Origin of the sequence: Pseudopedobacter sp. (assembly GCF_040392825.1) — a bacterium.
Lineage (GTDB): Bacteria > Bacteroidota > Bacteroidia > Sphingobacteriales > Sphingobacteriaceae > Pseudopedobacter.
On record NZ_JBEBVH010000033.1, the window covers coordinates 1 to 22,640 of the forward strand.

Consider the following 22,640-nt stretch of genomic DNA (forward strand, 5'->3'; position numbering starts at 1 on the left):
TATGTCTTTAGACTCTTTAATCGAGCTAACCACTCTGCCATTTGCGTTCTTAACTTCAATAATATTATTTCCAAATATGTCCTTAGACTCTTTTACAGAACTTATTTCCCGTCCGTTTTCGTCTTTTAATGATTTGATTTTATTTCCAAAAATATCTTTTGAGGTTTTAACAGAACTGATTTCTTTTCCTGATCTGTCTTTGTAAGTAATAATCGTATCGCCAAAAATATCAACCTTTTTTGTAATGGTGAAGTTTTGAGCAGAGACAGAAAATATGTAGTTAATGCAAAAAAATAGGGTGAAAAGGATTTGTCTGGTCATAAAGCTGAATCTTAAGTTCTTTTATGACTACAGCAGAGACAGAAAGGTTTAAAAAGAAAAATGTTTAGAAAAAGAAAAAGCCAGAAAACATTAAGCTTTCCGGCCTTTTAAATATGCTTATGTATTTAAATATCTCTTAACGCTTCCAGAATTTTTAAAGCGGTTGCACTTAATTCTTCTGTAGTTGGATTAAGTTTTTTCTTCCCAAAATCCATATCCGAAATTTTGTCAATAGGTATAAGATGGATATGTGCATGTGGAACTTCAAGGCCCACTACAGCCACACCAACACGGTTACATGGAATGGCCTTTTTTATACCGGCAGCAACAATTTTAGCAAAAATCATCATGCTTACGTATAATTCGTCTTCAATATCAAAGATATAGTCTACTTCTTTTTTAGGAATAACTAAAACGTGTCCCTCTCTCAAAGGGTTAATGTCCAGAAAAGCTAAAAACTCAGATGTTTCGGCAACTTTGTGTGCTGGAATTTCTCCGTTAATTATTTTTGTGAATATGCTTGCCATCTTTTTAGTTTATTAGTTTAAGTAGTCATTTTATATTTTAGTATCAGACTTTGGGCATGGGGCTTTCGACTTTAATCTTACTATCTGCTAATTTCCAGAATCTCAAATTCCATTTTACCGGCAGGGACTGTAATTTCGGCTTTGTCGCCAACAGATTTTCCCAATAAACCCTGGGCAATAGGAGATTTTACAGAAATCTTTCCAGATTTTAAATCAGCCTCATTCTCCGCAACCAATTGATAGGTCATGGTTGCACCATTTTTTACATTCTTAATTTTTACTATAGATAAAGCCAATACCTTGGATGTGTCAATTTTAGACTCATCAATTAAACGCGCATTAGCTAAAGTATTTTCTAATTTAGCAATTTTTGTTTCGTGTAATGCCTGGGCCTCTTTTGCCGCATCATATTCGGCATTCTCAGACAAATCACCTTTGTCTCTTGCTTCAGCAATTGCATTTGCAATTTTAGCTCTCCCTTCTGTCTTTAGGTATTGCAACTCTTGTTTTAAGTTCTCTAATCCTTCTTTGGTGAAATACGCTACCTCAGTCATAATTTTATTTTTGAACACTAACTTGAAAAGGCTTTCGCCACTCTATAAAAAAGAAGCAAGACTATAACAGTTTCTTGTTTAAGAGTTATAGTCTTGCCCGATTTTTACGAAGATAATATTTTTATTTTTACAAATCCAAATTTTTCAGTTTGTTGGCTAATACCTCAGAAATTTTACGATAAGAATCGAAAGTCCAACCACCAACATGCGGGCTTAACAGTACTTTAGGCTCGTTAGCAAGGTCCTGATACCATTCCTGCTCTCCTAGTTTAGGAAACTTTTCCACCTCTAAAACATCTAATCCTGCACCAAGAATTTTACCTTCTTTAATTGCATTCAAAATAGCCTGTGTATTTGTAATTTCGCCTCTGGCTAAACTGATGAAGAAAATAGGTTTTTTGAAATGTCTTAAGTATTCATCGTTAACCATTTGTCTGGTTTCACGTGTTAGCGGGATGTGCAAGCTTACAACATCCGCAAGTTTAACAACTTCTTCCATGCTAACTTCCCTAACATATTCATCAGAGAAGCCTGTTTTGTATTTATCGTAGGCTATTACATTTACTCCGAATCCTTTTAATCTTCTGGCAAAAGCACCGCCGTTGTTTCCATAGCCAATAATAGCAACAGTTTTTCCCATTAATTCGTAACCCCTGTTGCCTTCACGGTCCCATACACCATTTCTTACCTGTATATCTGCCTGTCTTAAATTATTCATTAAATTGAGTAGCATACCCATAGCATGCTCACCCACGGCATCTCTGTTTCCTTCAGGAGCATTAATTAAAGCAATATTCTTTGTTGCTGCATAGGCTTCGTCAATGTTGTCCATTCCGGCACCAGCTCTGGCGATGAATTTGAGATTTGGTCCTTTATCTATTACCTCTTTATCAAAATTGAATTTAGATCTCACTGCGACACCATCATATTCATGCAAAATAGCTAAGGCGTCTGCTTTTGTTATTTTAGGTTGATAGTTTACCTGATATCCAAGCTTCTCAGCTTCTGTCTGGAAACTTTGTTCCAAATCATCTATAATTAAAAGTTTTCTCATCAATTTTATTTTAATATACTGATATCCTAAGATCCGAGCTGGGAGCCGCAATACTAACTAACCAATGAACTAATAAGATTGGTTAAATCGACAAAGTCTTTCACAGTCAATCTTTCGGCTCTTAAAGTCCACACTTCCTCGTCATTTTGTTTGTCCTTGGTGATTATTCCAGCCAGGGCATTGCTTAGCGTCTTTCTTCTTTGGTTAAATCCTGCCTTTACAACCTGCCAAAAGAGCTTCTCGTTACAATCTAAAGCCTGCACTTCGTTTCTGCTAAGTCTGATTACCGCAGAGAGTACTTTTGGTGGCGGATTAAAAACGCCTGCTTTAACCGTAAAAAGATACTCACATTTATAATAAGCTTGGAGAAATACGCTTAAAATACCATATTCTTTACTACCTGCTTTAGCAACACATCTTTCTGCAACTTCTTTTTGAAACATACCCACAACTTCGGGAACCTGATTTCTATTCTCCAAAATCTTAAATAAAATCTGCGAGCTAATGTTATAGGGGAAATTTCCGATAATAGCGAATGGTTCTAAAAAAATATCACGGAAATTTAAAGCCAGGAAATCAGCATTAATTAATTTATCTCCTAAAGACGGGTATTGTTTGTGCAGATATTCAAAAGATTCTGTATCTATATCAATCAAATAAGTCTCGTAGTCAGTTTTTTGGAGCAAAAAGTCAGATAAAACACCCATACCCGGCCCAACTTCCAATACTTTTTTATATTTCTCTGTATGAACTAAAGAATTCACAATCTTCTGAGCGATATTTTTATCTGTTAAGAAATGCTGTCCTAAGTGCTTTTTTGCTTTAACTGAAGTCATTCTGTATCAAATTGGCGACAAATTTACATAAAAGATTATGAAGGAATAAGCCAACATTCAACTCAAAATCTTTAATTTGCAAAAAATAAGCGAGAAAGACTATGAGCAGAAACTTAAGAGTTGGTATATCTATCGGAGATATCAATGGTATTGGCTTAGAAGTAATTATTAAGACACTTAGTGATTCTGAAATATATAAGTATTGTACACCTATTGTTTATGGGCATACGAAAGTGGCATCTTTTCACAGGAAAGCTGCGGGCATAAATGAATTTGTTTTTCAGGTAATTAATGATGCTGAAAATGCGCATACCGGAAAACCGAATATGATTAATTGCTGGGAAGAAGATGTGAAGATTGAATTAGGGGTTTCTAATGAGACAGGTGGGAAATATGCGCTTTTATCTCTGCAGAGAGCAACTGACGACCTTGTCGCAGGAAAAATTGATGCACTTGTTACAGCACCGATAAATAAATATAATATACAAAGTGATCAATTTAAATTCCCAGGACATACCGAATATATACAGGAGAGAGCTCAGGGAACAGATTCTTTGATGTTTCTCATAAGTGAAGATTTGAAAGTAGGTGTGGTTACGGGACATGTGCCTGTAAAGGATATTGTGAAAGGAATAACCAAAGAGTCCATCGTTTCTAAACTGAAATTAATGAACGAATCTTTAAAGCGGGATTTTTGGATAGAGAAGCCTAAAATTGCAGTTTTAGGGCTCAATCCACATGCTGGGGATAATGGGCTTTTAGGAACCGAAGAGTTGGATATCATAGCACCTGCTATCGAAGAAGCTTTTAATGAAGGCATATTCGCTTTTGGTCCATTCCCGGCAGATGGCTTTTTCGGTAAGCAAGCCTATAGTAAGTTTGATGCCGTTCTGGCTATGTATCACGATCAGGGTTTAATTCCTTTCAAGGCAGCTAGTTTCAACAGTGGGATTAACTATACTGCTGGATTAAATGTTGTAAGAACATCTCCGGATCATGGAACGGGATATGATATTGCAGGGAAAAATTTAGCGGTTCCTACCTCTTTTAGAGAAGCGCTTTTTTTAGCTATGCATATTGTTAAGCAAAGGAGAGAGCAGGATGAGCTAATGAGCAATCCGCTTCCTTTTTCCAAAATAAGTAAAGATAGGGATTAAGGTTATCCGGCGATCATTAAAGCACATTCTATAAATGAAAAGTTGTTTGAGATCTTCGACATATATAATCCTTTTTACAAAGACAAAAAATGTTTAGAGTTTAGTGCCTGAGAATGATTTATATATATTTTTTTTAAAAAACTTTATAGCTGAATAAAAAAATCCTAAATTTGCAGGCTTAATTGTCGGACTTTGAAATCGTTAAAGCAATATTCGGTACCTCATACAGGCTTGAAGCTCGGAAAACATCAGTTTGATTTTGATGTAGATAAGGCTTTCTTTGAAGAGTTTGAGTATTCTATTGTGAAAGATGGAACTGTGAAAGTTGATTTGGTTCTTGACAAACAGGAGACTATGTTGATTCTTGATTTTAGCATAGAGGGACAGGTTTATTTAACCTGTGACCGTTGTTTGGCAGAGTATCCGCAGAATATTTCTGCTACGGATAGATTAATCGCAAAGTTCTCTGAAGACAAAGATTTAGAAGATGACTCAGAGGAAGTTATTGTCTTAACAAAAAATGATACAGAAATAAATGTTTCTGAGTTCATATATGAAATGATAACTTTGTCGCTGCCTTACATCAATTTGTGTGATGGTCCGGGCAACACATCAGTGTGTGATGAGGAAATGATAGCAAAGCTGAAAGAGCTTTCTGCTGAAGAAGAAGAAAATAAAACAGACCCACGTTGGGATGCATTAAAGAGTATAAAGAATAATTAAAAAATAGGAAAAAATGGCACATCCAAAGCGCAAAACATCAAAAGCTAGAAGAGATAAGAGAAGAACTCATTATAAAGCGGAAGCTCCTGCTTTATGGGTTTGCAAAGAAACAGGTGCGGTACACTTACCTCACAGAGCATATAATGTTGATGGTAACCTTTACTACAAAGGCAAGTTAATCATCGAAAATACGGCTATAGCATAAGTTTAGTTTTTTCTAAGCTGGAAAACTGATACATACAGTTTTCTGTTGTCTTTTAAAAGCATTGATATAAATAGAACCCATGTGCTTTACACATGGGTTCTTTAATCACGAATAAATTGCTTGTCAATTTTAAGTGCATTAAAAGCAGACATTTAACGAAAAAACAAATCACTTGATGAAAATTGGCTTAGATATTATGGGAGGTGATTATGCTCCTAAAGCAACCGTTCTAGGTGCGATAGAAGCTCACTCTCAACTAAAAAACAACCAACACCTGGTTCTGGTAGGAGATAAAGACCAGATTATTCCTATTCTACAAGACCAAAATTTTAATCCAGATCATTTCGAATACGTACATACAACAGAGGTAATAGGAATGGGAGAACATCCCACAAAAGCTATTGCTCAAAAGCCAAATGCCAGTATAACTGTAGGTTATCAGTTGCTAAAAGAGGGCAAATTAGACTCTTTTGCTTCTGCAGGAAACACCGGAGCTATGCTTGTGGGAGCTATGTTTAGTGTAAAAGCGATTCCCGGAGTAATGAGACCTGCAATTGCTTCTATAGCACCACAACTTGCCGGAGGTTATAGTATTTTACTGGATGTTGGTGCAAATGCAGATTGTAAACCCGAAAATTTACTTCAGTTTGGAGTACTGGGAAGTTTATACATTGAGCATATTTATGGCGTTAAAAATGGTAAGGTAGGTTTAATGAATATTGGTGAGGAAGAAGAAAAAGGCGATTTACTTTCTCAGGCTACTTACCCAATAATGAAAGATTCCTCGCTAATTAATTTTATAGGAAATATAGAGGGCAGAGACCTTTTTAATAATACGGCAGATGTTATTGTTTGTGATGGCTTTACAGGTAACGTTATGTTAAAACTGGCAGAGTCATTTTACGTAATCACTCGTAAAAAAGGTTTTAAAGATGAATTTTTCGATCGTCTTAATTACGAAGAAATCGGTGGAAGCCCAATTTTGGGAATTAACGCTCCGGCAGTTATCGGGCATGGTGTTTCTTCTCCGAAGGCGATAAAGAATATGGTTCTAATGTCGAGAGATATGGTAGAAACTAATCTTATAGAAAAATTTAAGGCTGCTTTTAACTAAACTTGAGAAGTTTATGAATAAGATTCATGCTGCCATTACCGCAGTACATGGTTACGTTCCGGACTATGTATTAACCAATCACGAGCTTGAAACAATGGTTGATACTAATGACGAATGGATTGTAACCCGCACAGGAATTAAAGAGAGAAGGATATTAAAAGATCCTTCTATGGCAACGTCAGACCTGGCTGTTCCGGCTGTAGAAGGTTTACTAAAGAAAAGAGGCATAGCTGCCGAAGAAATTGACCTGATTATTTTTTGTACTTCAACACCGGATATGCTTTTTCCAGCCACAGCTAATATTCTAGCTGATAAAGTAGGAGCGAAAAATGCCTGGGGTTACGATTTGCAGGCAGCTTGTTCGGGTTTTATTTTTGGGTTAACCACGGGAGCACAATTTATAGAATCTGGACACCATCAAAAAGTACTGGTTGTAGGTGGAGACACTATGTCAAGAGTGATTAACTACGAAGACAGAACAACGTGTATCCTTTTTGGTGATGGTTGCGGTTGCGCTTTGTTAGAGCCAAATACAGAAGGCCTGGGAGTGCAGGATTCTATTCTGAAAAGCGATGGCGGAGGTAGAGACTATTTGAATATTAGAGGTGGAGGTTCTTTACATCCGGCTTCTCATCAAACAGTAGATCAAAAGCTACATTATGCTTATCAGGAAGGGCAAACTGTTTTTAAATTTGCAGTAACCAATATGGCTAATGCAGCGGCAGAGATTATGGAAAAGAATAATCTCAAAGCAGAAGATGTAAAATGGTTGATTCCGCATCAGGCAAATAAGCGAATTATTGATGCTACAGCGAACAGAATGGGGATTGGACCAGAAAAAGTAGCTATAAACATAGAAAAATATGGGAATACAACCAATGGAACTATTCCATTATGTTTGTGGGATTGGGAAGACAAATTAAAAAAAGGAGACAATCTTATTTTGGCAGCCTTTGGAGGTGGCTTTACATGGGGATCTGTTTACCTGAAATGGGCATATGATGGCAATAAATCGTAGCCAATATTTAGATAATTACTATATTAGCTTTTTTTATTATTTAAAAACATAAAACCAGAACCGATGGGAATGGACATAAAACAAATTCAAGATCTGATTAAGTTTGTTGCAAAATCAGGAGTGAATGAAGTCTCAATTGAAGAAGAGGATTTTAAAATAACCATAAAAACTAATCAGGAGCCAACTTACGTTGCAGCACCTGCGCCTCAGGTCATTCAGGCTTCTGTGCCTGCGGCAGTACCAGCTGCTCCTGTTACACAGCAGTCGTCTTCTGCCCCTGCTCAGCCAGCGGCAGAAAACAATAACTATATTACAATAAAATCTCCAATGATCGGTACATTCTACCGTTCTTCATCTCCGGATAAACCATCATTTGTAAATGTTGGAGACGAAATATCTGCAGGAAAAGTACTTTGTATTGTCGAAGCTATGAAGCTTTTCAACGAAATCGAATCGGAAGTTTCCGGAAGAATAGTAAAAGTGTTGGTGGAAAATGCTCAACCTGTTGAGTTTGATCAACCTTTATTCCTGGTAGAGCCTATTTAATCAATCAATTTGTCAATTGGTAAATCAATTATTTAAATTGATTGCGTTGGCTATTGTTATTAATGAAATTTATGTTTAAGAAAATATTAATTGCGAACCGCGGAGAGATAGCATTACGTATTATTCGTACCTGTAAAGAGATGGGGATTAAGACCGTTGCGGTTTATTCTACGGCAGATAGAGATAGTTTACATGTGAGATTTGCAGATGAGGCTGTTTGTATTGGTCCGCCACCAAGCAGAGATTCTTATTTAAATATTCCGAATATAATTTCTGCGGCAGAGGTTACTAATGCAGATGCTATTCATCCGGGATATGGCTTCTTATCAGAAAACGCTAAGTTTTCAGCAATTTGTCAGGAATACGGTATCAAATTCATTGGTGCAACTGCCGATCAGATCAATGCCATGGGAGATAAGGCTTCTGCAAAAGCTACAATGAAAGTGGCAGGAGTACCTACTATCCCCGGATCCGAAGGCTTGTTAACAAGTGTAAAAGAAGGTATTGAGTTAGCAAATAAAATAGGCTATCCAATTATTCTTAAAGCGACAGCAGGTGGTGGTGGCCGTGGTATGCGTGTTGTTTGGAAAGACGAGGATTTTGAAAATGCTTGGGATAGTGCCCGTCAGGAATCCGGAGCAGCTTTTGGTAACGATGGACTATACATGGAAAAGTATATCGAAGATCCAAGACATATCGAAATTCAGATTATTGGAGACCAATTTGGTACCGCTTGCCATCTTTCTGAAAGAGATTGTTCTATCCAACGTCGCCACCAGAAACTGGTAGAAGAAGCGCCTTCGCCTTTTATGACAGAAGAATTGCGTGAAAGAATGGGCGAAGCGGCTATAAAAGGAGCCGTTGCTGTAAAGTATGAAGGAGCAGGCACAATTGAGTTCCTGGTAGATAAACATCGTAACTTCTACTTTATGGAAATGAATACACGTATTCAGGTAGAACACCCGGTTACAGAAGAGGTTATCAATTTCGATTTGATAAAAGAGCAGATTAAGGTTGCTGCAGGCATTCCAATTTCGGGAAAATCCTATACACCTAATATGCATGCAATAGAATGTCGTATAAATGCAGAAGATCCGTTTAATAATTTCAGACCTTCTCCGGGTAAGATTACGCATTTCCATTCTCCGGGTGGACACGGAGTTAGAGTAGATACACATGTTTATGCAGGTTATACTATTCCGCCTAACTACGACTCTATGATAGCTAAATTGATATGTGTAGCACAAACCAGAGAAGAAGCTATCAGTACTATGGAGAGAGCCTTAAGTGAGTTTGTGATTGAAGGTATTAAAACAACCATACCATTTCATTTAAGATTAATGAAAGATCCGAATTTTAGAGCGGGTAATTTTACCACTAAATTTATGGAAAGCTTCGACTTATCTGAATAGTTTTGAAACTAATTTTTTTAAAATACCATTCTATTTAAACAGAATGGTATTTTTGTTTGGAGATAAATCTCGGTAAATCTGCCTTGATTTTATTCGCTCACTAGAGATAAATATATTAATGAAAGAGAAGAAAGGTCTTGTAGAAGCTATTAAGCAAAAGGGAAAGAATTTAGAGGCAGAAATGTCCTTTTTTGACCATTTAGAAATTTTAAGATGGCATTTGCTTCGTTCTGCTGTAGCTATTATCGCGTTTACCATTTTAGCGTTCGCTTTTTACGATTTTATTTTTGATGTTATTATAATGGGTCCCAAAAAACCTGACTTTTGGACCTATAAAGCGATGTGTAAGATTGGCGAATACTTTAATCTGGGGCCTGATTTTTGTATAAAGGAGATACCAGGTAAAATAATTAATACTGAATTGGCCGGGCAATTCACTTTGCAGCTTAATTCTTCTTTATTAACCGGGATTGTATTGGGATTTCCATATCTGCTTTGGGAAATATGGCGATTTGTAAAGCCAGCTTTACATGAAAATGAAAGAGCATCTGCAAGCGGTTTTGTTTTTTATGCAACAGTATTATTTATAATAGGAGTTTCTTTTGGCTATTTTCTGGTGGCACCCTTGTCTGTTAATTTCCTTTCTAATTATACCGTTTCTACCGTTATAGAAAATACTATTACAGTAGACTCTTATTTATCTACGGTAGCAACGCTTACATTAGGAACAGGCGTGGTTTTTGAGCTTCCTATTATTATATATATCTTGTCTAAGCTGGGTATTATGACCCCTGAGTTTATGAGGGAGAAAAGGAGATATGCTATTGTACTTATTTTGGTTATAGCCGCTATTGTAACACCTACGCCAGATATATTGACAATGCTTACAGTAAGTTTTCCACTATTTATGCTTTACGAATTGAGTATTGGTGTTTCAAAAAAAGTACAGAAAAAGAAACAAAAAGAAGAACAGGAATTTTATTCTAACTAATATATAATCATGGGAAAAATTAAAATAGCAATTGGATCTGACCATGCAGGATTTGATTTTAAACAAATTTTAATTCCATATCTACAAGGCAAAGAAGAAATTGCCGAAGTGAAAGATTTTGGAACACATTCTAAAGATTCTGTTGATTATCCAGACTTTGCACATCCCGTAGCGTCTGCTGTAGAGGATGGCGAAATGGATTTAGGTATATTGATTTGTGGTAGTGCCAATGGTGTGGCTATTACGGCGAATAAACATCAGGGAATTAGAGCTGCTATTTGTTGGCAGAAAGAACTTGCTGTGCTTGCCAGATCTCATAACAACGCTAATATTGTTTGTATCCCTGAAAGGTTTATCTCACAAGAAACTGCAAAGGAAATTGTAGATGCATTTTTAGCAACTCCTTTCGAAGGTGGAAGGCATGCAAACAGAGTGGGGAAAATCTCCTGCGGATGCTAGTTTAGCTTAAAAAAAGAAAGGTCTGAAATTATATTTCAGACCTTTCTTTTTTATATATCTTTTAGGTATGCTTATTAAGCTAAATGAGCTTTTACTTCTTCCGACATTGTTTCATCAACTAAAATACGTCCGCAATGTTCGCAAACGATGATTTTTTTACGTTGGCGGATATCTGATTGCCTTTGAGGCGGAATTTTATTGAAGCATCCAGAGCATGAATCTCTTTCGATGGTAACTACTGCTAATCCGTTTTTATAATTTTTTCTTAAACGATTGTAAGCAACTAACAGTCTCTCTTCTATTTTCTCATTGTATTTCTCAGCTTCTGTTAAAAGAACTTCTTCTTCTTTTTGTGTTTCAGCTGTGATGTTTTCCAACTCTACTTTTTTCGAAGCCAGATCACCTTTTCTTTCTTCCAGGTTTTGAATAGCCTTTTCGTAAATATCAGATTTTGTCTTAATCTCATATTCATGCTCTCTTATCTTTTTCTCACATACCTGAATTTCCAGACCTTGAATTTCAATCTCTTTAGAAAGAGCATCAAATTCACGGTTATTTTTAACGTTGTCTTGCTGACCTTCGTATTTTTTGATTAAAGCCTGTGATTCTTTAATCATGTTTTTACGATTAACGATTGAATCTTCTAAATCATCCAATTCGTTTTTGATTTTTTGTATACGAGTTTCAAGACCAGCTACTTCGTCTTCTAAATCAGCAACTTCCATCGGAAGTTCTCCTCTTGTTTGACGAATTCTGTCAATCTTTGTGTGAATTGTTTGCAGTTCGTATAAAGCTTCAAGCTTTTGTTCTACGGTTTGTTCCATTAGGACAAATATTTTATTGGGTTCGTATTCTGTACAGTTAAACGGAGGGCAAAGTTAGGAAATTTTTTTTGAATTATTTCCAATAACAAATCTTGCGTAAATTGTTCACTTTCAAAATGTCCGATATCTGCAATAATGATTTTGCCATCTGCATCAAAAAATTCATGATACTTAAAATCTGCAGAAATGTAAATGTGTGCACCGGAACTGATAGCCTGTTTAAGTAAGAAGCTCCCCGCGCCACCGCAAACAGCTACTTTTCGGATTTCCTTATCAAAGAGTTTGGTATGCCTGATGACATCAGCTTTCATGTTGTTTTTAACCATTTTCAGAAAGTCGGCTTCTTTCATTGGCTGCTCCAGTTCACCAATCATACCTGCCCCAACTTCCGAATAGGAAATAGTTAAAGCGTATATATCGTAAGCTATTTCTTCATACGGATGACTTTTCAATAAAGCGTTTATAATTGCTTTTTCCAATGTAGCAGGATAAATAAATTCTACTCTCGTTTCGTCTTCCGTATGTCGTTTATTCTTTTCTCCTACAAAAGGGTCTGCATCTTCATTTGCTTTAAAATTGCCTTGCCCGTTTACCTCAAAGCTGCATTCACTGTAATTTCCAATTTTTCCGGCACCTGCTGCAAAAATGGAATCTTTAACCTGTTCTTTATGGCTTTGCGGTACAAAAGTCACCAGCTTTTTTAGTAGATTGTCTTTTGGAGCTAAAACCCGGGTATTAACCAGACCTAATTTATCACAGATTTTTTTGCTTACACCTACGCTTACATGATCCAGATTGGTGTGTATCGCATAAATAGCGATGTCGTTTTTAATGGCTTTGATAACCACCCTTTCTACATAATCTTTTCCGTTTAATTTTTTTAGCCCTTTAAAAACAATTGGATGATGTGCTATTATCAAATCTATATTATGAGCAATAGCTTCATCTATTACCTCTTCCACACAATCTAAACAAATTAATGCACTGGATATTTCTTTGTTGGGATCACCAACAATAAGTCCTGCATTATCATAAGATTCCTGATAAGATAACGGAGCAATTTCTTCAAGATAATCTGTTAAATCTTTTATCTTCATTTAACAAAAATACATAAAGCTTTGTACAAAACTAGGGAGATACAAAACGGGCGCTTTCTAATGCCATTTGGTAATTATATTCATTAGTCAGGCTTTTATAGTTTATCAAGTCTACAATAGTTCCAATAAAACATAATCCAACGGTAAAGAAATATAGTATTCCAAGGGCTATCTGATTCGTTAAAAAACGCTGTATTCCGGCAGCGCCGAAAAAACCTAATAGTGTGAAAAGTAACATATGTTGTGGATCTCTTCTTTTTCCGTTATATACAACAGAAAAGCTTTTTCGTTGCTCTTCGCCCATGTTTTTTGTAATGTCTTTCAGAAATACTAATTCCTGATCTGTTACATTGCTGAGGTAGAAAAAATTATCGTTTATCATAAACTCTTAGATTTTTGATGAATGTTTTCCTAGTTAGACCACATATTCTGAATATTATTACAAAAAAAGCGAAAAAACCCAGTGGGTGCATTTGCCATGATTTATTAAAATCTCCATGCATAAAATAATGAAGCGAACGACCGATCCCACAACCCGGGCAAAAGTCAAAGCCCATTCTGTCTAAAGGGCAAAATGAGTGATGAGGCTTTGCAACATCCATAAAATAGAGCAACAGCAAAGCTGTAGAGAAAAAGAGTAATTCTAAAGGTACTTTTCTTAGCATTAAAGGTGTTTTGGTGTGGTCATTAATAACAGTGAACAAGCTAAATTGGCTAAAACACCAATAATCAGGGCGCCAAACACGCGTTGCATGTAATCTGTAGTACTAAGCTCCGAAAACTGCGATATATATAAGAAACTAATTGCTCCCGATATAACAGCCCCAATAACCAGTATCTTAAATCCTTCTATCAATCCTTCGAAAAAAGACATAGAATTTCCGTTTAAAGACCTAAAAGCTTTTATACCCAAATATAATCCTATGAACGGTATTAATAATGAAGTAAATTCTATCCAGCTATTTTTTGACCTTTCGGGAGTGAAGCCAGTAAGGTGCATAGTTAAAATCCAAATGGCAGAAAGTATAGCCATAAAAAGACCGTATTTCAATGCGTTTTTCATATTGTGTCGTTTTTATTTGATACATTTTATTAAAAATAGTTACATAATTAATGCCACTTCTCATTGTTTGGCTAGGTTTAGCTATATTTGTGATAAGGAGTTTATTGTGAATATTAAGGATATTTTAAACAATTATAAGGAAGATGCGAGGGTAGAGGAATTAGCCAAAGCGCTAAATAACCCAAAAGGCAGAATACACCTTAAAGGTCTTATTGGTTCTCAGGATGCTTTTATTGCAACAGCAAGTTATTTCCTAAATCATAGAAATTCGGTTTTTGTTTTGCCAGATAGAGAAGAAGCGAATTACTTTTTGTCTGATTTGGAGAATCTCACGGAAAAGGATGTTTTACTTTTTCCATCTTCTTATAGAAAATCCGCAGATTTCACACAAGTAGATTCGGCAAACGTACTCCTCAGAGCCGAGGTTTTGAATGAACTTAACCATGCGTCTGAATATGGAAGATTAATTGTGTCTTATCCGGAAGCCCTGGCAGAAAAAGTGATAAACCGTTCGGCCTTAGAAAAAAATACTTTAGAAATTACCATCAATAATAAATTAAGCATAGACTTTATTAATGAGTTTCTGATTGAATATGATTTTGAACGGGTAGATTTTGTATACGAACCAGGACAGTTTTCCATAAGAGGAGGTATAGTCGATATATTTTCATTTTCTCATGAATTGCCCTATCGTATAGAGTTTTTTGGAGATCATATAGAATCTATCAGAACATTTGAAATAGAAAGTCAACTTTCTGCAGAACAGGTGAAAAGTGTTACTATTGTGCCAAATGTACAATCTAAATTTCTGACAGAAAGCAATATTTCCTTATTGGAATTTATTGATGAAGATTCCATTATTTGGTTTAAAGACATTCAGTTCTCTATAGACATAATCAAATCCGGATATAAAAAGGCAACAGAGCTTTGGAAAGCCTTATCTGTGGCAGACAAGGAGAAAAATCCGGAATGGATAGATCCTAAGTTTTCGTTTACAGATGAAAAGCTTTTTGCAGAACAACTTAGTGATTTTCAAATTATAGAATTTGGTAAACAGTTCTTCTACCCTGCAACTAAAAGTCTCTCTTTTGACACCAAGCCTCAACCTTCTTTTAACAAGGACTTCAATTTACTGGCTCATAATCTTAAGGAGAATGAAAAAAGTGGAGTAAAGAATTATATTCTTACAGATTCTGGCAAACAACAGGAGCGTATTTTCTCTATTTTAGGAGATGTAGACAAAAATTTGAAGTTCATACCGCTGAATGTTTCTATTCGAGAAGGTTTTGTAGATTATGAACAAAAAATAGCTTGCTATACTGATCATCAAATATTCGATAGATATTATAAATACAAACATCGTAGGGGTTATACAAAGTCCCAGGCAATCACATTAAAAGAATTAAGAGATTTAAAACCCGGAGATTTTATAACGCATATAGATCACGGTATTGGTAAATACGGAGGTTTAGAAAAGGTAGAAGTTAACGGGAAGATACAGGAAATGATCCGCCTTATTTATGCAGACAACGATTTGCTGTATGTAAATATCAATTCCTTAAATAGAATCTCTAAATATTCCGGTAAAGATGGCCATCTGCCAAAGATGAATAAACTTGGAACCGAGGCATGGGATAAATTAAAGAAAACAACAAAAAAAAAAGTTAAAGACATTGCCCGGGATCTGATAAAACTTTATGCTTTGCGTAAAGCTCAGGTGGGCTTCGCCTTTTCCCCTGATACTTATCTGCAAAATGAATTGGAGGCTTCGTTTATTTACGAAGATACGCCCGATCAGGAGAAAGCAACCGCAGATGTGAAGAAGGATATGGAATCTGAACATCCGATGGACAGACTGGTTTGTGGCGACGTTGGTTTTGGTAAAACAGAAGTAGCTATCAGGGCTGCATTTAAAGCTGCAACTGAAGGTAAACAGGTCGCTATTTTAGTTCCAACAACTATCCTGGCTATGCAGCATTATAAAACGTTCTCAGAGCGCCTAAAAGAATTTCCCGTTAGAATAGATTACATTAATAGGTTCAAGACTACTAAACAAGTAAAAGATACTTTAGAAGCTTTGAAAAACGGTAAAGTTGAAATACTTATCGGTACACACAAGTTAGTGGCCAAAGATGTTAAATTTAAAGATCTGGGATTACTGATTATTGATGAAGAGCAAAAATTTGGTGTAACTGTAAAAGAAAAACTAAAGCAGTTTCGGGCAAATGTAGACACGTTAACACTTACGGCAACCCCTATTCCAAGAACGTTGCATTTTTCTTTGATGGGAGCAAGAGATTTATCAATTATTCAGACCCCTCCACCCAACAGACAGCCGGTAGACACAGAACTTCATGTTTTTAATGAAAAATTAATTAAAGAAGCTGTAGAATTTGAGCTTGATAGAGAAGGACAGGTATTTTTTATCCATAACAGAGTAGCAGATTTGAGACAGCTGGGAGGATTAATTCAGAAATTAGTACCTAAAGCCAGAATCGCCATCGCGCATGGTCAACTGGAAGGAGATAAGCTGGAAGATATTATGCTTGACTTTATAGACGGTAGGTACGATGTCTTAGTTGCTACCACAATCATCGAGGCCGGTCTGGATGTTCCTAACGCAAATACCATTTTAATCAATCATGCACATATGTTCGGGTTGAGTGATTTGCATCAAATGCGTGGTCGTGTAGGGCGTTCTAACAAAAAAGCTTTTTGTTATTTGTTAAGCCCACCGTTGTCGACACTTACACCCGAGGCAAGAAAGCGTCTAAGTGCGATAGAGGAATTTTCCGAATTGGGAAGTGGTTTTAATGTAGCTATGAGAGATTTGGATATACGTGGAAGCGGAAATTTACTTGGAGCAGAGCAAAGCGGGTTTATTGCCGAAATAGGTTTTGACATGTACCATAAAATATTGGACGAGGCCATTCAGGAATTAAAAGATGAAGAATTTAGGGAGGTATTTGCGAATGAGAAACCGAGACCTTTTGTAAGTGCTACGCAGATTGAAACCGATATGGAACTGCTTATTCCGGATGAATACGTAACCAATATACAGGAACGTTATAACCTGTATACCGAATTGTCTAAAGTAGAAGATAAGGAAAATCTGAAAGCCTTTGCGAAGAAGTTAGAAGACCGATTTGGAGCATTGCCTAAGCAGGTTTGGGACTTATTAAGAACGGTGGAATTACAATGGCTGGGAAAAGAGATCGGATTAGAAAAAATTAGCTGGAAAAAGAGCATTTTAAGAGGCTATTTTGTTTCCGATAAGCAATCAAAATATTTTGAATCAGAAATGTTTGGAAATATTCTGCTATATGCACAGCACAATCCAAGAAGGGTGAATCTTAAGGAAGTAAAAAATACTTTAAGGATAGCCGTAGAGGATGTTAAAAATATTGATGAAGTAATCTTTGTTTTAGAGCAGATGAAAGATCCAGTGGTGATATAACGTTGTAGTAAGGATATGCCTTCTTGCTCTTATCGGCTTTTCTATGGTCCAGGAGTCCCTTAAAACAGAGCTCCTTGGATCATAAAAAAGGAAAAAGCCAGTATACATAGGCCACTGTCTGTCCGGATTATTAGAAGAGTAAGGATAATTATAGATATTATTGAACTTTTTATTCTTACCAACAGTAATCCCGTAACAGGAACGTTTGTTTATTTTTATTTCAAAATCTGGGAAATTAACTTTTCATAGGCTTTAGCGTGTTCCACCATGCCTATATCGTTTGGATGCAAGCCATCAACAGTAGAATCTATTCCCATGTTAATTGATTTTGTGTTTAGAAAATAGATGTTGTTGTCGCTTTTTCTGACTTCAGTATAGCATTTTAATATAATATCGTTAATTCTGTGAAAAGCGTCATTTCTTTGCTTTTCAATAACCAAAGCCGTATTCCCTCCACTATGTTGTGTTAAAAGAATAGGAGTTTTAGGATGATTTTTTCTAATTTTCTGAATGGCATAAAATACACGTTCTTTAACATCAGACTCCGGAAAACGAGAAGAATCATCTAAATTGGGCATATTGTCTAAAATGAATAGTTTGGCGTCTATTTCAGAAATAATGTCAACAATAGGTTTGTCCAGTATTCCATTACCTGAGAATCCTAAATTGATTATATTTTGATTCATGTATCTTCCAAGTAGAGATGTCCAGGCCAGACCTGGTCTGCTGGCGCATGCGCCCTGAGCGATGGATGTTCCATATACCACAATAGGCTTGTCCGGGTTTAGAGGTAAAAAAGTAAACTTTTTCCCTTTTGGGCTACCAATCTCCAACCAGGTTACCTGATTGTATAAAGGTAAATATAGCCTGAACACTCTTTCCTGAGTAATATCTATATTATCAAATTTATAGGTAATTGTATCTTTGAAATTGTATTTTCCAGGTTCCCAGAGCCAGCTATCACCATTTTTTAGGTAAAGATCCAGGCCAGATACACCAGTTGAAGGCATATGAGGCATAGCATAGTCTTTCTTTTCTACTATATATTTGACTTCAAGATATTTGGCATCGCTTTTAAATTCTATGTAATTCCCGGCACTTTGTAAAGAAAGATTCCATACTGGCTTTCTTGCTTCGGGTTTTATTCTTTCCGGCAATCTGTTATATGTGCCTTTCAGTTCTTTAGGCCAGCCTGTACCCTGAACGATGTTCTGTGTATGGTTTTGAGGATTATTCCAGACTAAGTCCTGAGAAAAAGAAACGGTAGATAATAAAAGTGCTAAAAAAAGCAGAATGTAATATTTCTTAGAATCCATGTTATGTTAAAAGATTATAGGTGTAATAAGTTTCTAAGATATAAATTTGGCAAAAAAAAATCCGGATTTTTAAATCCGGATTAAAATCTATTTTAGGGAGAAGGTCCCTCGGCCCATAGTCCCGCCATCTGCATAAAGAATCACTGTATAAGTTCCCGCTTCAAAAGGAGCCCTGTTTGCCCAGTCAACTACATAAGATTTAGCTTCCCCATTATATTCCAGAGCAGTTTTGTAGGTGTATTGATATTCCTGATTGTTAGCAATGAACATACCACCTTCGCCGATAATTAAATTTCCGGCAGGGTCCATAACACGCATATAAATATCATGCATTCCTTTAAAAGCTAATGGATTGGGGTTAATGGTGAAGGCGACTTTTATTTTTTGAGCCGTATTAGCCCGTGTTACTTGTGTTTCCTTGCCATTAGACCTTACACGAAATGTTCCTATTTCTACATAACTGGTTTTAATGGCTGCCCCTTCTTTTACTTTTGTATTAAGAGAGTCGTTTGCCTTAGACAGATCTTCCGCTACGCGGCTTACATTAGAGACGGTAGCTTTTAAACTGTCTCTTTCTGAAGTGAGGGAAGCATTCTTTTGTTGAAGTATTTCAATATCGTCAGTATATTTGGTAACGAAGTATCTCAATTGCTTAATGTCTTCTTTAGCTTTCTGCAATTCCCCAGCGGTAAGTTGACCTTTATTTAATGCAGTTCTCAACTCGGCAATTTTTGCTTTAAGCTCTTCATCCTTAACTTTTAAATCATCGGATAACTGAGTTGTGGTAGTTGTGGCCTGTTCCAATTCTACTTCTAATTTTTCCAGTTCTGCTTGCAGCGCGGTTCTTTCATCACTAACAGTGACAATTCTTTTATCAGACTTATTCTTTTGGAAGAATAAATAGGCATTTGTACCTAACAAGGCTACAATAACAGCAATAAGGAAGTAAATTTTATTGGTATCTTTCTTTTTTTGTTCCTGATTTTCCATGTCAAATTCTATAAGAGAGTATGTGTGTTTTAGATTTTGTCATTTTGCAAGCAAAAATTATTCCATAGATGCAAAATGTGTGTTTTATCATTCGAAAATATAAAAATAAGTTAAAATGTACATGTTGTAACGCTTTTTTTTATCACTAAATTGTTGCACACTTTGTTTTATTTTTTAACGTTCATTGTTTCATTATCTTTGCACAGTTAAAAAAAAGAATTTGATGAGATTAGAAATGAGGCTTTTAACGCTCGGCGTGTTGTTGATATTATGTTTAGGTTTAAGAGCACAAGAAGTTGAATTACCCAAAAGAGAATTTAGAGGTGTCTGGATCGCTACTGTTGCCAATATAGACTGGCCAACTAAAGGTGTCTGGGATGCCGAAAAACAAAAAAAAGATTTAATAGCTATTTTAGATCAGCATCAAAGGCAGGGTTTGAATGCAGTAATGTTTCAAATCAGGCCGGCAGCAGATGCGCTTTATGCTAATTCAAACGAGCCATGGTCTCAGTGGCTTACTGGAGAGCAGGGTAAAGGGCCGAATGAATTTTACGATCCTTTAAAGTTTGCGATAGAAGAATGTCATAAACGAGGAATGGAACTTCATGCCTGGTTTAATCCGTACAGAGCGACTTTTGATGCTGTTTCCAGTATTCATTCCAGTCATATTACAAAACAGAAACCAGAATGGTTTTTCTCTTACGGAGGAAAAAAGCTTTTTGATCCTGGTATTCCGGAAGTAAGAGCGTACATTACTCAGGTCATATTAAATGTCGTTAAAAATTATGATATTGATGGCGTTCATTTTGACGATTATTTCTATCCATATGGAATTAAAGGCCAGATTATAAATGATGCTGAAAGCTTCAGAAATTATAATGATCAAAATTTCTCTTCAATTGCAGATTGGCGAAGAGACAACGTAGACAAACTAATTAAAATGGTTTCTGATAGTATCAAGCATTATAAAAAGTATGTGAAGTTTGGTATTAGCCCTTTCGGAATATGGCAGAACAAAAGGCAAAGTGCTGAAGGTTCCGAAACCAATGGTGGAGATTCATATCATGGCCTTTATGCAGACTCCAGAAAATGGGTTAAAGAAGGTTGGGTAGATTATATCAATCCACAAATATATTGGTCTTTTGAATCGGTGCCCGCACCATATGCGAAGTTGGTAGACTGGTGGAGCGAAAATTCCTATGGGAGGCACCTGTATATTGGTCATGGTGCTTATCGAATAAATGATCCGAAGGATTTTGCATGGAGAAATCCTAAGCAAATTCCTAATCAGATTATATATAACAGACAAAACCCCAGAGTACAGGGGAGTATTTATTTTAGCTCTAAATCTTTAACTACAAACCGTTTAGGTGTATCTGACTCTTTAATAAATAATTATTACAAGTATCCTTCATTGCCTCCGGTGATGCTTTGGGTAGATTCTGTTGCGCCCTATAACCCTCAAAATGTATTGGCTATACAAATGAATAAGCATGTAGTTTTATCATGGAAGCAACCACTGGAAGCTAAAGACCAAGAGGCCACCTATGGTTATGTGGTTTATCGTTTCGAGAACGGCGAAGAAGTAAATACAGAAAAGGCAACCGCTATTAAAAATGTTTACTACGGAGACGTTACATCCTGGGAAGATAAGGATGTGGAAGCGGGAAAGAACTATAATTATGTGGTTAATGCTATAGATAGAATGAAAAACGAAAGTGAATATTCTATTCCCGTATCAATTACAGTACAGGATAATAACAGTATAGGCAGTCTGTAATTTTATTCATTAATTTTTAAACTATTTATGGAAAAACCAATTAAAACAGGGCTTTTGGCATATGGCATGTCAGGGAAGGTATTTCATGCCCCGTTTATTTCTGCACACCATGGATTTGAATTGGCAGCTATTGTGGAAAGGAGTAAAAACATGGCGGCTGAAGATTATCCAGAGATTGCACATATTAGAAATTATGAAGATCTCCTTGCAGACGAATCTATTGAACTGGTAGTGGTTAACACACCAAATTTTACACATTATCAATATGCTAAAGAAGCATTGAATGCAGGAAAACATGTTTTGATAGAAAAACCCGTTGCTGTATTAAGGAAAGAAGCAGAAGACCTTTTCGCTTTAGCATATAGAAAGAATTTAAAGGTGTTGGCTTACCAGAACAGAAGGTTTGATAGCGATTTTTTATCTGTTAAGGAAATAGTAGAAAAAGGAACTTTAGGAAAAATTGTAGAAGCTCACTTTCGGTTCGACAGATATAGAAATGAAATCAGTCATAAATTCTTTAAGGAAGAGAATATTCCTGGTTCGGGGATTTTATATGACTTGGGTGCACATATTTTAGACCAGGCAATTGCTTTATTTGGCTCTCCGGATGAATTTGAAAAAGTATACAGCCGCAACAGGCCAAATTCTTTGGTAGACGATTATGCAAATGTACATTTAAAGTATAAAAGTGGCTTGAATGTATATGTAACAGCAAATATGTTGGTGGTAGATGAACCACCAGCTTATAGTATTTATGGAACTAATGGCACATTTACAAAATATAGAGCCGATATTCAGGAAGCTCAATTGCTAACAGGAATAAAACCCGCAATGGCAGGTTATGGTATTGAAAATGACAATCATGAGGGTAAATTAGTTTATATCTCAGAAGCTGGAGAGAAAACAACTGTAAAAGTACCTGCAGGTAAAGGCGATTATATGCTGGTGTTTGATGAAGTATACAATTCAATTCGAAAAGACAAAGAGTATTTTGTAACACAGAGTCAGATTTTAAGCCAATTAGGAATTTTAGAAAAATAAAATTCTGATTCCTAAATAGATAAGTCGAAATAGAAAAAATAGTGTTGTAAATAAGAACAAATGTTTATATTTGCACTCCCAATCGCAAGAGACGGGAAGAGGGTCTGGTAGTTCAGCTGGTTAGAATACATGCCTGTCACGCATGGGGTCGCGGG

24 protein-coding genes are annotated in these 22,640 nt (G+C 36.1%); 12 read left to right on the forward strand and 12 right to left on the reverse strand.

All coding sequences use genetic code 11. The features are described 5' to 3' along the window. The 5 genes from ABWO41_RS04005 to rsmA all read right to left on the reverse strand — a co-directional run. A partial coding sequence (locus ABWO41_RS04005; RefSeq protein WP_353133803.1) for a hypothetical protein occupies positions 1-321 on the reverse strand: 321 nt, incomplete at its 3' end. A gap of 125 nt (positions 322-446) precedes the next feature. Then, entirely contained in the window at positions 447-848 is a 402-nt protein-coding gene (locus ABWO41_RS04010; protein WP_353133806.1) for an HIT family protein, read from the reverse strand. Between the two features lie 80 nt (positions 849-928). Continuing rightward, positions 929-1,402 carry a transcription elongation factor GreA gene (gene greA / locus ABWO41_RS04015; protein WP_353133809.1) on the reverse strand — a complete coding sequence of 158 codons (474 nt, stop codon included), beginning with the start codon at positions 1,400-1,402 and terminating at the stop codon, positions 929-931. A gap of 127 nt (positions 1,403-1,529) precedes the next feature. Continuing rightward, entirely contained in the window at positions 1,530-2,456 is a 927-nt protein-coding gene (locus ABWO41_RS04020) for an NAD(P)-dependent oxidoreductase (protein ID WP_353133812.1), read from the reverse strand. A 53-nt stretch (positions 2,457-2,509) separates the two neighbouring features. Next, on the reverse strand, positions 2,510-3,292 hold the full coding sequence (gene rsmA / locus ABWO41_RS04025) for a 16S rRNA (adenine(1518)-N(6)/adenine(1519)-N(6))-dimethyltransferase RsmA (RefSeq protein WP_353133815.1): 783 nt from the start codon (positions 3,290-3,292) through the stop codon (positions 2,510-2,512). 101 nt (positions 3,293-3,393) lie between these two features. Here rsmA and pdxA point away from each other — a divergent pair, with 101 nt between their 5' ends. The 9 genes from pdxA to rpiB all read left to right on the forward strand — a co-directional run bounded on the left by pdxA (position 3,394) and on the right by rpiB (position 10,917). Then, entirely contained in the window at positions 3,394-4,449 is a 1,056-nt protein-coding gene (pdxA, locus tag ABWO41_RS04030; RefSeq protein WP_353133818.1) for a 4-hydroxythreonine-4-phosphate dehydrogenase PdxA, read from the forward strand. Positions 4,450-4,641: 192 nt separating this feature from the next. Further along, the gene (locus ABWO41_RS04035) at positions 4,642-5,172 is read left to right on the forward strand and encodes a YceD family protein (protein ID WP_353133821.1); all 531 of its coding nucleotides are present in this window, start codon (positions 4,642-4,644) and stop codon (positions 5,170-5,172) included. A gap of 13 nt (positions 5,173-5,185) precedes the next feature. Beyond that, positions 5,186-5,377 (forward strand): 50S ribosomal protein L32, encoded by a 192-nt coding sequence (rpmF, locus tag ABWO41_RS04040; protein WP_013634323.1) that lies wholly within the window; start codon positions 5,186-5,188, stop codon positions 5,375-5,377. A gap of 175 nt (positions 5,378-5,552) precedes the next feature. Next, a complete protein-coding gene (plsX, locus tag ABWO41_RS04045; protein ID WP_353133825.1) occupies positions 5,553-6,491 on the forward strand; it encodes a phosphate acyltransferase PlsX in 939 nt (312 codons plus the stop codon). 13 nt (positions 6,492-6,504) lie between these two features. After that, positions 6,505-7,509 carry a beta-ketoacyl-ACP synthase III gene (locus tag ABWO41_RS04050; protein WP_353133828.1) on the forward strand — a complete coding sequence of 335 codons (1,005 nt, stop codon included), beginning with the start codon at positions 6,505-6,507 and terminating at the stop codon, positions 7,507-7,509. Positions 7,510-7,572: 63 nt separating this feature from the next. Beyond that, positions 7,573-8,055: an acetyl-CoA carboxylase biotin carboxyl carrier protein gene (gene accB / locus ABWO41_RS04055; RefSeq protein ID WP_353133831.1), complete on the forward strand. Its 483-nt coding sequence runs from the start codon at positions 7,573-7,575 to the stop codon at positions 8,053-8,055. A 71-nt stretch (positions 8,056-8,126) separates the two neighbouring features. Beyond that, positions 8,127-9,467, forward strand: coding sequence for an acetyl-CoA carboxylase biotin carboxylase subunit (accC, locus tag ABWO41_RS04060; RefSeq protein ID WP_353133834.1), 1,341 nt, complete (start codon positions 8,127-8,129; stop codon positions 9,465-9,467). Positions 9,468-9,585: 118 nt separating this feature from the next. Further along, positions 9,586-10,458: a twin-arginine translocase subunit TatC gene (tatC, locus tag ABWO41_RS04065; RefSeq protein WP_353133837.1), complete on the forward strand. Its 873-nt coding sequence runs from the start codon at positions 9,586-9,588 to the stop codon at positions 10,456-10,458. 9 nt (positions 10,459-10,467) lie between these two features. Next, the gene (gene rpiB, locus ABWO41_RS04070; protein ID WP_353133840.1) at positions 10,468-10,917 is read left to right on the forward strand and encodes a ribose 5-phosphate isomerase B; all 450 of its coding nucleotides are present in this window, start codon (positions 10,468-10,470) and stop codon (positions 10,915-10,917) included. 74 nt (positions 10,918-10,991) lie between these two features. On the opposite strand, the gene ABWO41_RS04075 is transcribed toward rpiB, so the two are convergent. Genes ABWO41_RS04075 through ABWO41_RS04095 form a run of 5 tightly spaced genes read right to left on the reverse strand, consistent with a single transcriptional unit; the run spans position 10,992 to position 13,901 of the window. Next, a complete protein-coding gene (locus tag ABWO41_RS04075) occupies positions 10,992-11,741 on the reverse strand; it encodes a zinc ribbon domain-containing protein (RefSeq protein WP_353133843.1) in 750 nt (249 codons plus the stop codon). Further along, entirely contained in the window at positions 11,741-12,838 is a 1,098-nt protein-coding gene (locus ABWO41_RS04080) for a Nif3-like dinuclear metal center hexameric protein (RefSeq protein WP_353133846.1), read from the reverse strand. The genes ABWO41_RS04075 and ABWO41_RS04080 overlap by 1 nt, the downstream gene beginning before the upstream one ends. A gap of 31 nt (positions 12,839-12,869) precedes the next feature. Further along, positions 12,870-13,220: an NINE protein gene (locus tag ABWO41_RS04085; RefSeq protein ID WP_353133849.1), complete on the reverse strand. Its 351-nt coding sequence runs from the start codon at positions 13,218-13,220 to the stop codon at positions 12,870-12,872. Further along, complete coding sequence (locus tag ABWO41_RS04090; RefSeq protein ID WP_353133852.1) at positions 13,207-13,503, reverse strand: DUF2752 domain-containing protein; 297 nt, start codon at positions 13,501-13,503, stop codon at positions 13,207-13,209. The genes ABWO41_RS04085 and ABWO41_RS04090 overlap by 14 nt, the downstream gene beginning before the upstream one ends. Continuing rightward, entirely contained in the window at positions 13,503-13,901 is a 399-nt protein-coding gene (locus tag ABWO41_RS04095) for a DUF4199 domain-containing protein (protein ID WP_353133855.1), read from the reverse strand. Before ABWO41_RS04095 ends, ABWO41_RS04090 begins: the two co-directional genes overlap by 1 nt. 106 nt (positions 13,902-14,007) lie before the next feature. On the opposite strand from ABWO41_RS04095, the gene mfd reads away from it, so the two are divergent. Next, complete coding sequence (mfd, locus tag ABWO41_RS04100) at positions 14,008-17,358, forward strand: transcription-repair coupling factor (protein ID WP_353133858.1); 3,351 nt, start codon at positions 14,008-14,010, stop codon at positions 17,356-17,358. 215 nt (positions 17,359-17,573) lie between these two features. Here the strand turns inward: mfd and ABWO41_RS04105 are convergent, their stop codons facing one another. Both ABWO41_RS04105 and ABWO41_RS04110 read right to left on the reverse strand, forming a co-directional pair. Continuing rightward, the gene (locus ABWO41_RS04105) at positions 17,574-18,674 is read right to left on the reverse strand and encodes an SGNH/GDSL hydrolase family protein (protein ID WP_353133861.1); all 1,101 of its coding nucleotides are present in this window, start codon (positions 18,672-18,674) and stop codon (positions 17,574-17,576) included. Between the two features lie 87 nt (positions 18,675-18,761). Continuing rightward, entirely contained in the window at positions 18,762-19,664 is a 903-nt protein-coding gene (locus tag ABWO41_RS04110) for a DUF8428 domain-containing protein (RefSeq protein ID WP_353133864.1), read from the reverse strand. 223 nt (positions 19,665-19,887) lie between these two features. On the opposite strand from ABWO41_RS04110, the gene ABWO41_RS04115 reads away from it, so the two are divergent. Together ABWO41_RS04115 and ABWO41_RS04120 are read left to right on the forward strand one after the other, a co-directional pair. Further along, positions 19,888-21,444, forward strand: a complete 1,557-nt coding sequence (locus tag ABWO41_RS04115) for a glycoside hydrolase family 10-like protein (RefSeq protein ID WP_353133867.1) — start codon at positions 19,888-19,890, stop codon at positions 21,442-21,444. A 27-nt stretch (positions 21,445-21,471) separates the two neighbouring features. Continuing rightward, positions 21,472-22,485: a Gfo/Idh/MocA family protein gene (locus ABWO41_RS04120; RefSeq protein ID WP_353133870.1), complete on the forward strand. Its 1,014-nt coding sequence runs from the start codon at positions 21,472-21,474 to the stop codon at positions 22,483-22,485. The last annotated feature ends 155 nt before the right edge of the window (positions 22,486-22,640 follow it).

Coding starts and splice junctions, on each gene's coding strand:
- ABWO41_RS04010 (WP_353133806.1), bottom strand. CDS start 848: ATGGCAAGCATATTCACAAAAATAATTAACGGAGAAATTCCAGCACAC.
- greA (WP_353133809.1), bottom strand. CDS start 1,402: ATGACTGAGGTAGCGTATTTCACCAAAGAAGGATTAGAGAACTTAAAA.
- ABWO41_RS04020 (WP_353133812.1), bottom strand. CDS start 2,456: ATGAGAAAACTTTTAATTATAGATGATTTGGAACAAAGTTTCCAGACA.
- rsmA (WP_353133815.1), bottom strand. CDS start 3,292: ATGACTTCAGTTAAAGCAAAAAAGCACTTAGGACAGCATTTCTTAACA.
- pdxA (WP_353133818.1), top strand. CDS start 3,394: ATGAGCAGAAACTTAAGAGTTGGTATATCTATCGGAGATATCAATGGT.
- rpmF (WP_013634323.1), top strand. CDS start 5,186: ATGGCACATCCAAAGCGCAAAACATCAAAAGCTAGAAGAGATAAGAGA.
- plsX (WP_353133825.1), top strand. CDS start 5,553: ATGAAAATTGGCTTAGATATTATGGGAGGTGATTATGCTCCTAAAGCA.
- ABWO41_RS04050 (WP_353133828.1), top strand. CDS start 6,505: ATGAATAAGATTCATGCTGCCATTACCGCAGTACATGGTTACGTTCCG.
- accB (WP_353133831.1), top strand. CDS start 7,573: ATGGGAATGGACATAAAACAAATTCAAGATCTGATTAAGTTTGTTGCA.
- accC (WP_353133834.1), top strand. CDS start 8,127: ATGTTTAAGAAAATATTAATTGCGAACCGCGGAGAGATAGCATTACGT.
- tatC (WP_353133837.1), top strand. CDS start 9,586: ATGAAAGAGAAGAAAGGTCTTGTAGAAGCTATTAAGCAAAAGGGAAAG.
- rpiB (WP_353133840.1), top strand. CDS start 10,468: ATGGGAAAAATTAAAATAGCAATTGGATCTGACCATGCAGGATTTGAT.
- ABWO41_RS04075 (WP_353133843.1), bottom strand. CDS start 11,741: ATGGAACAAACCGTAGAACAAAAGCTTGAAGCTTTATACGAACTGCAA.
- ABWO41_RS04080 (WP_353133846.1), bottom strand. CDS start 12,838: ATGAAGATAAAAGATTTAACAGATTATCTTGAAGAAATTGCTCCGTTA.
- ABWO41_RS04085 (WP_353133849.1), bottom strand. CDS start 13,220: ATGATAAACGATAATTTTTTCTACCTCAGCAATGTAACAGATCAGGAA.
- ABWO41_RS04090 (WP_353133852.1), bottom strand. CDS start 13,503: ATGCTAAGAAAAGTACCTTTAGAATTACTCTTTTTCTCTACAGCTTTG.
- ABWO41_RS04095 (WP_353133855.1), bottom strand. CDS start 13,901: ATGAAAAACGCATTGAAATACGGTCTTTTTATGGCTATACTTTCTGCC.
- ABWO41_RS04105 (WP_353133861.1), bottom strand. CDS start 18,674: ATGGATTCTAAGAAATATTACATTCTGCTTTTTTTAGCACTTTTATTA.
- ABWO41_RS04110 (WP_353133864.1), bottom strand. CDS start 19,664: ATGGAAAATCAGGAACAAAAAAAGAAAGATACCAATAAAATTTACTTC.
- ABWO41_RS04115 (WP_353133867.1), top strand. CDS start 19,888: ATGAGATTAGAAATGAGGCTTTTAACGCTCGGCGTGTTGTTGATATTA.
- ABWO41_RS04120 (WP_353133870.1), top strand. CDS start 21,472: ATGGAAAAACCAATTAAAACAGGGCTTTTGGCATATGGCATGTCAGGG.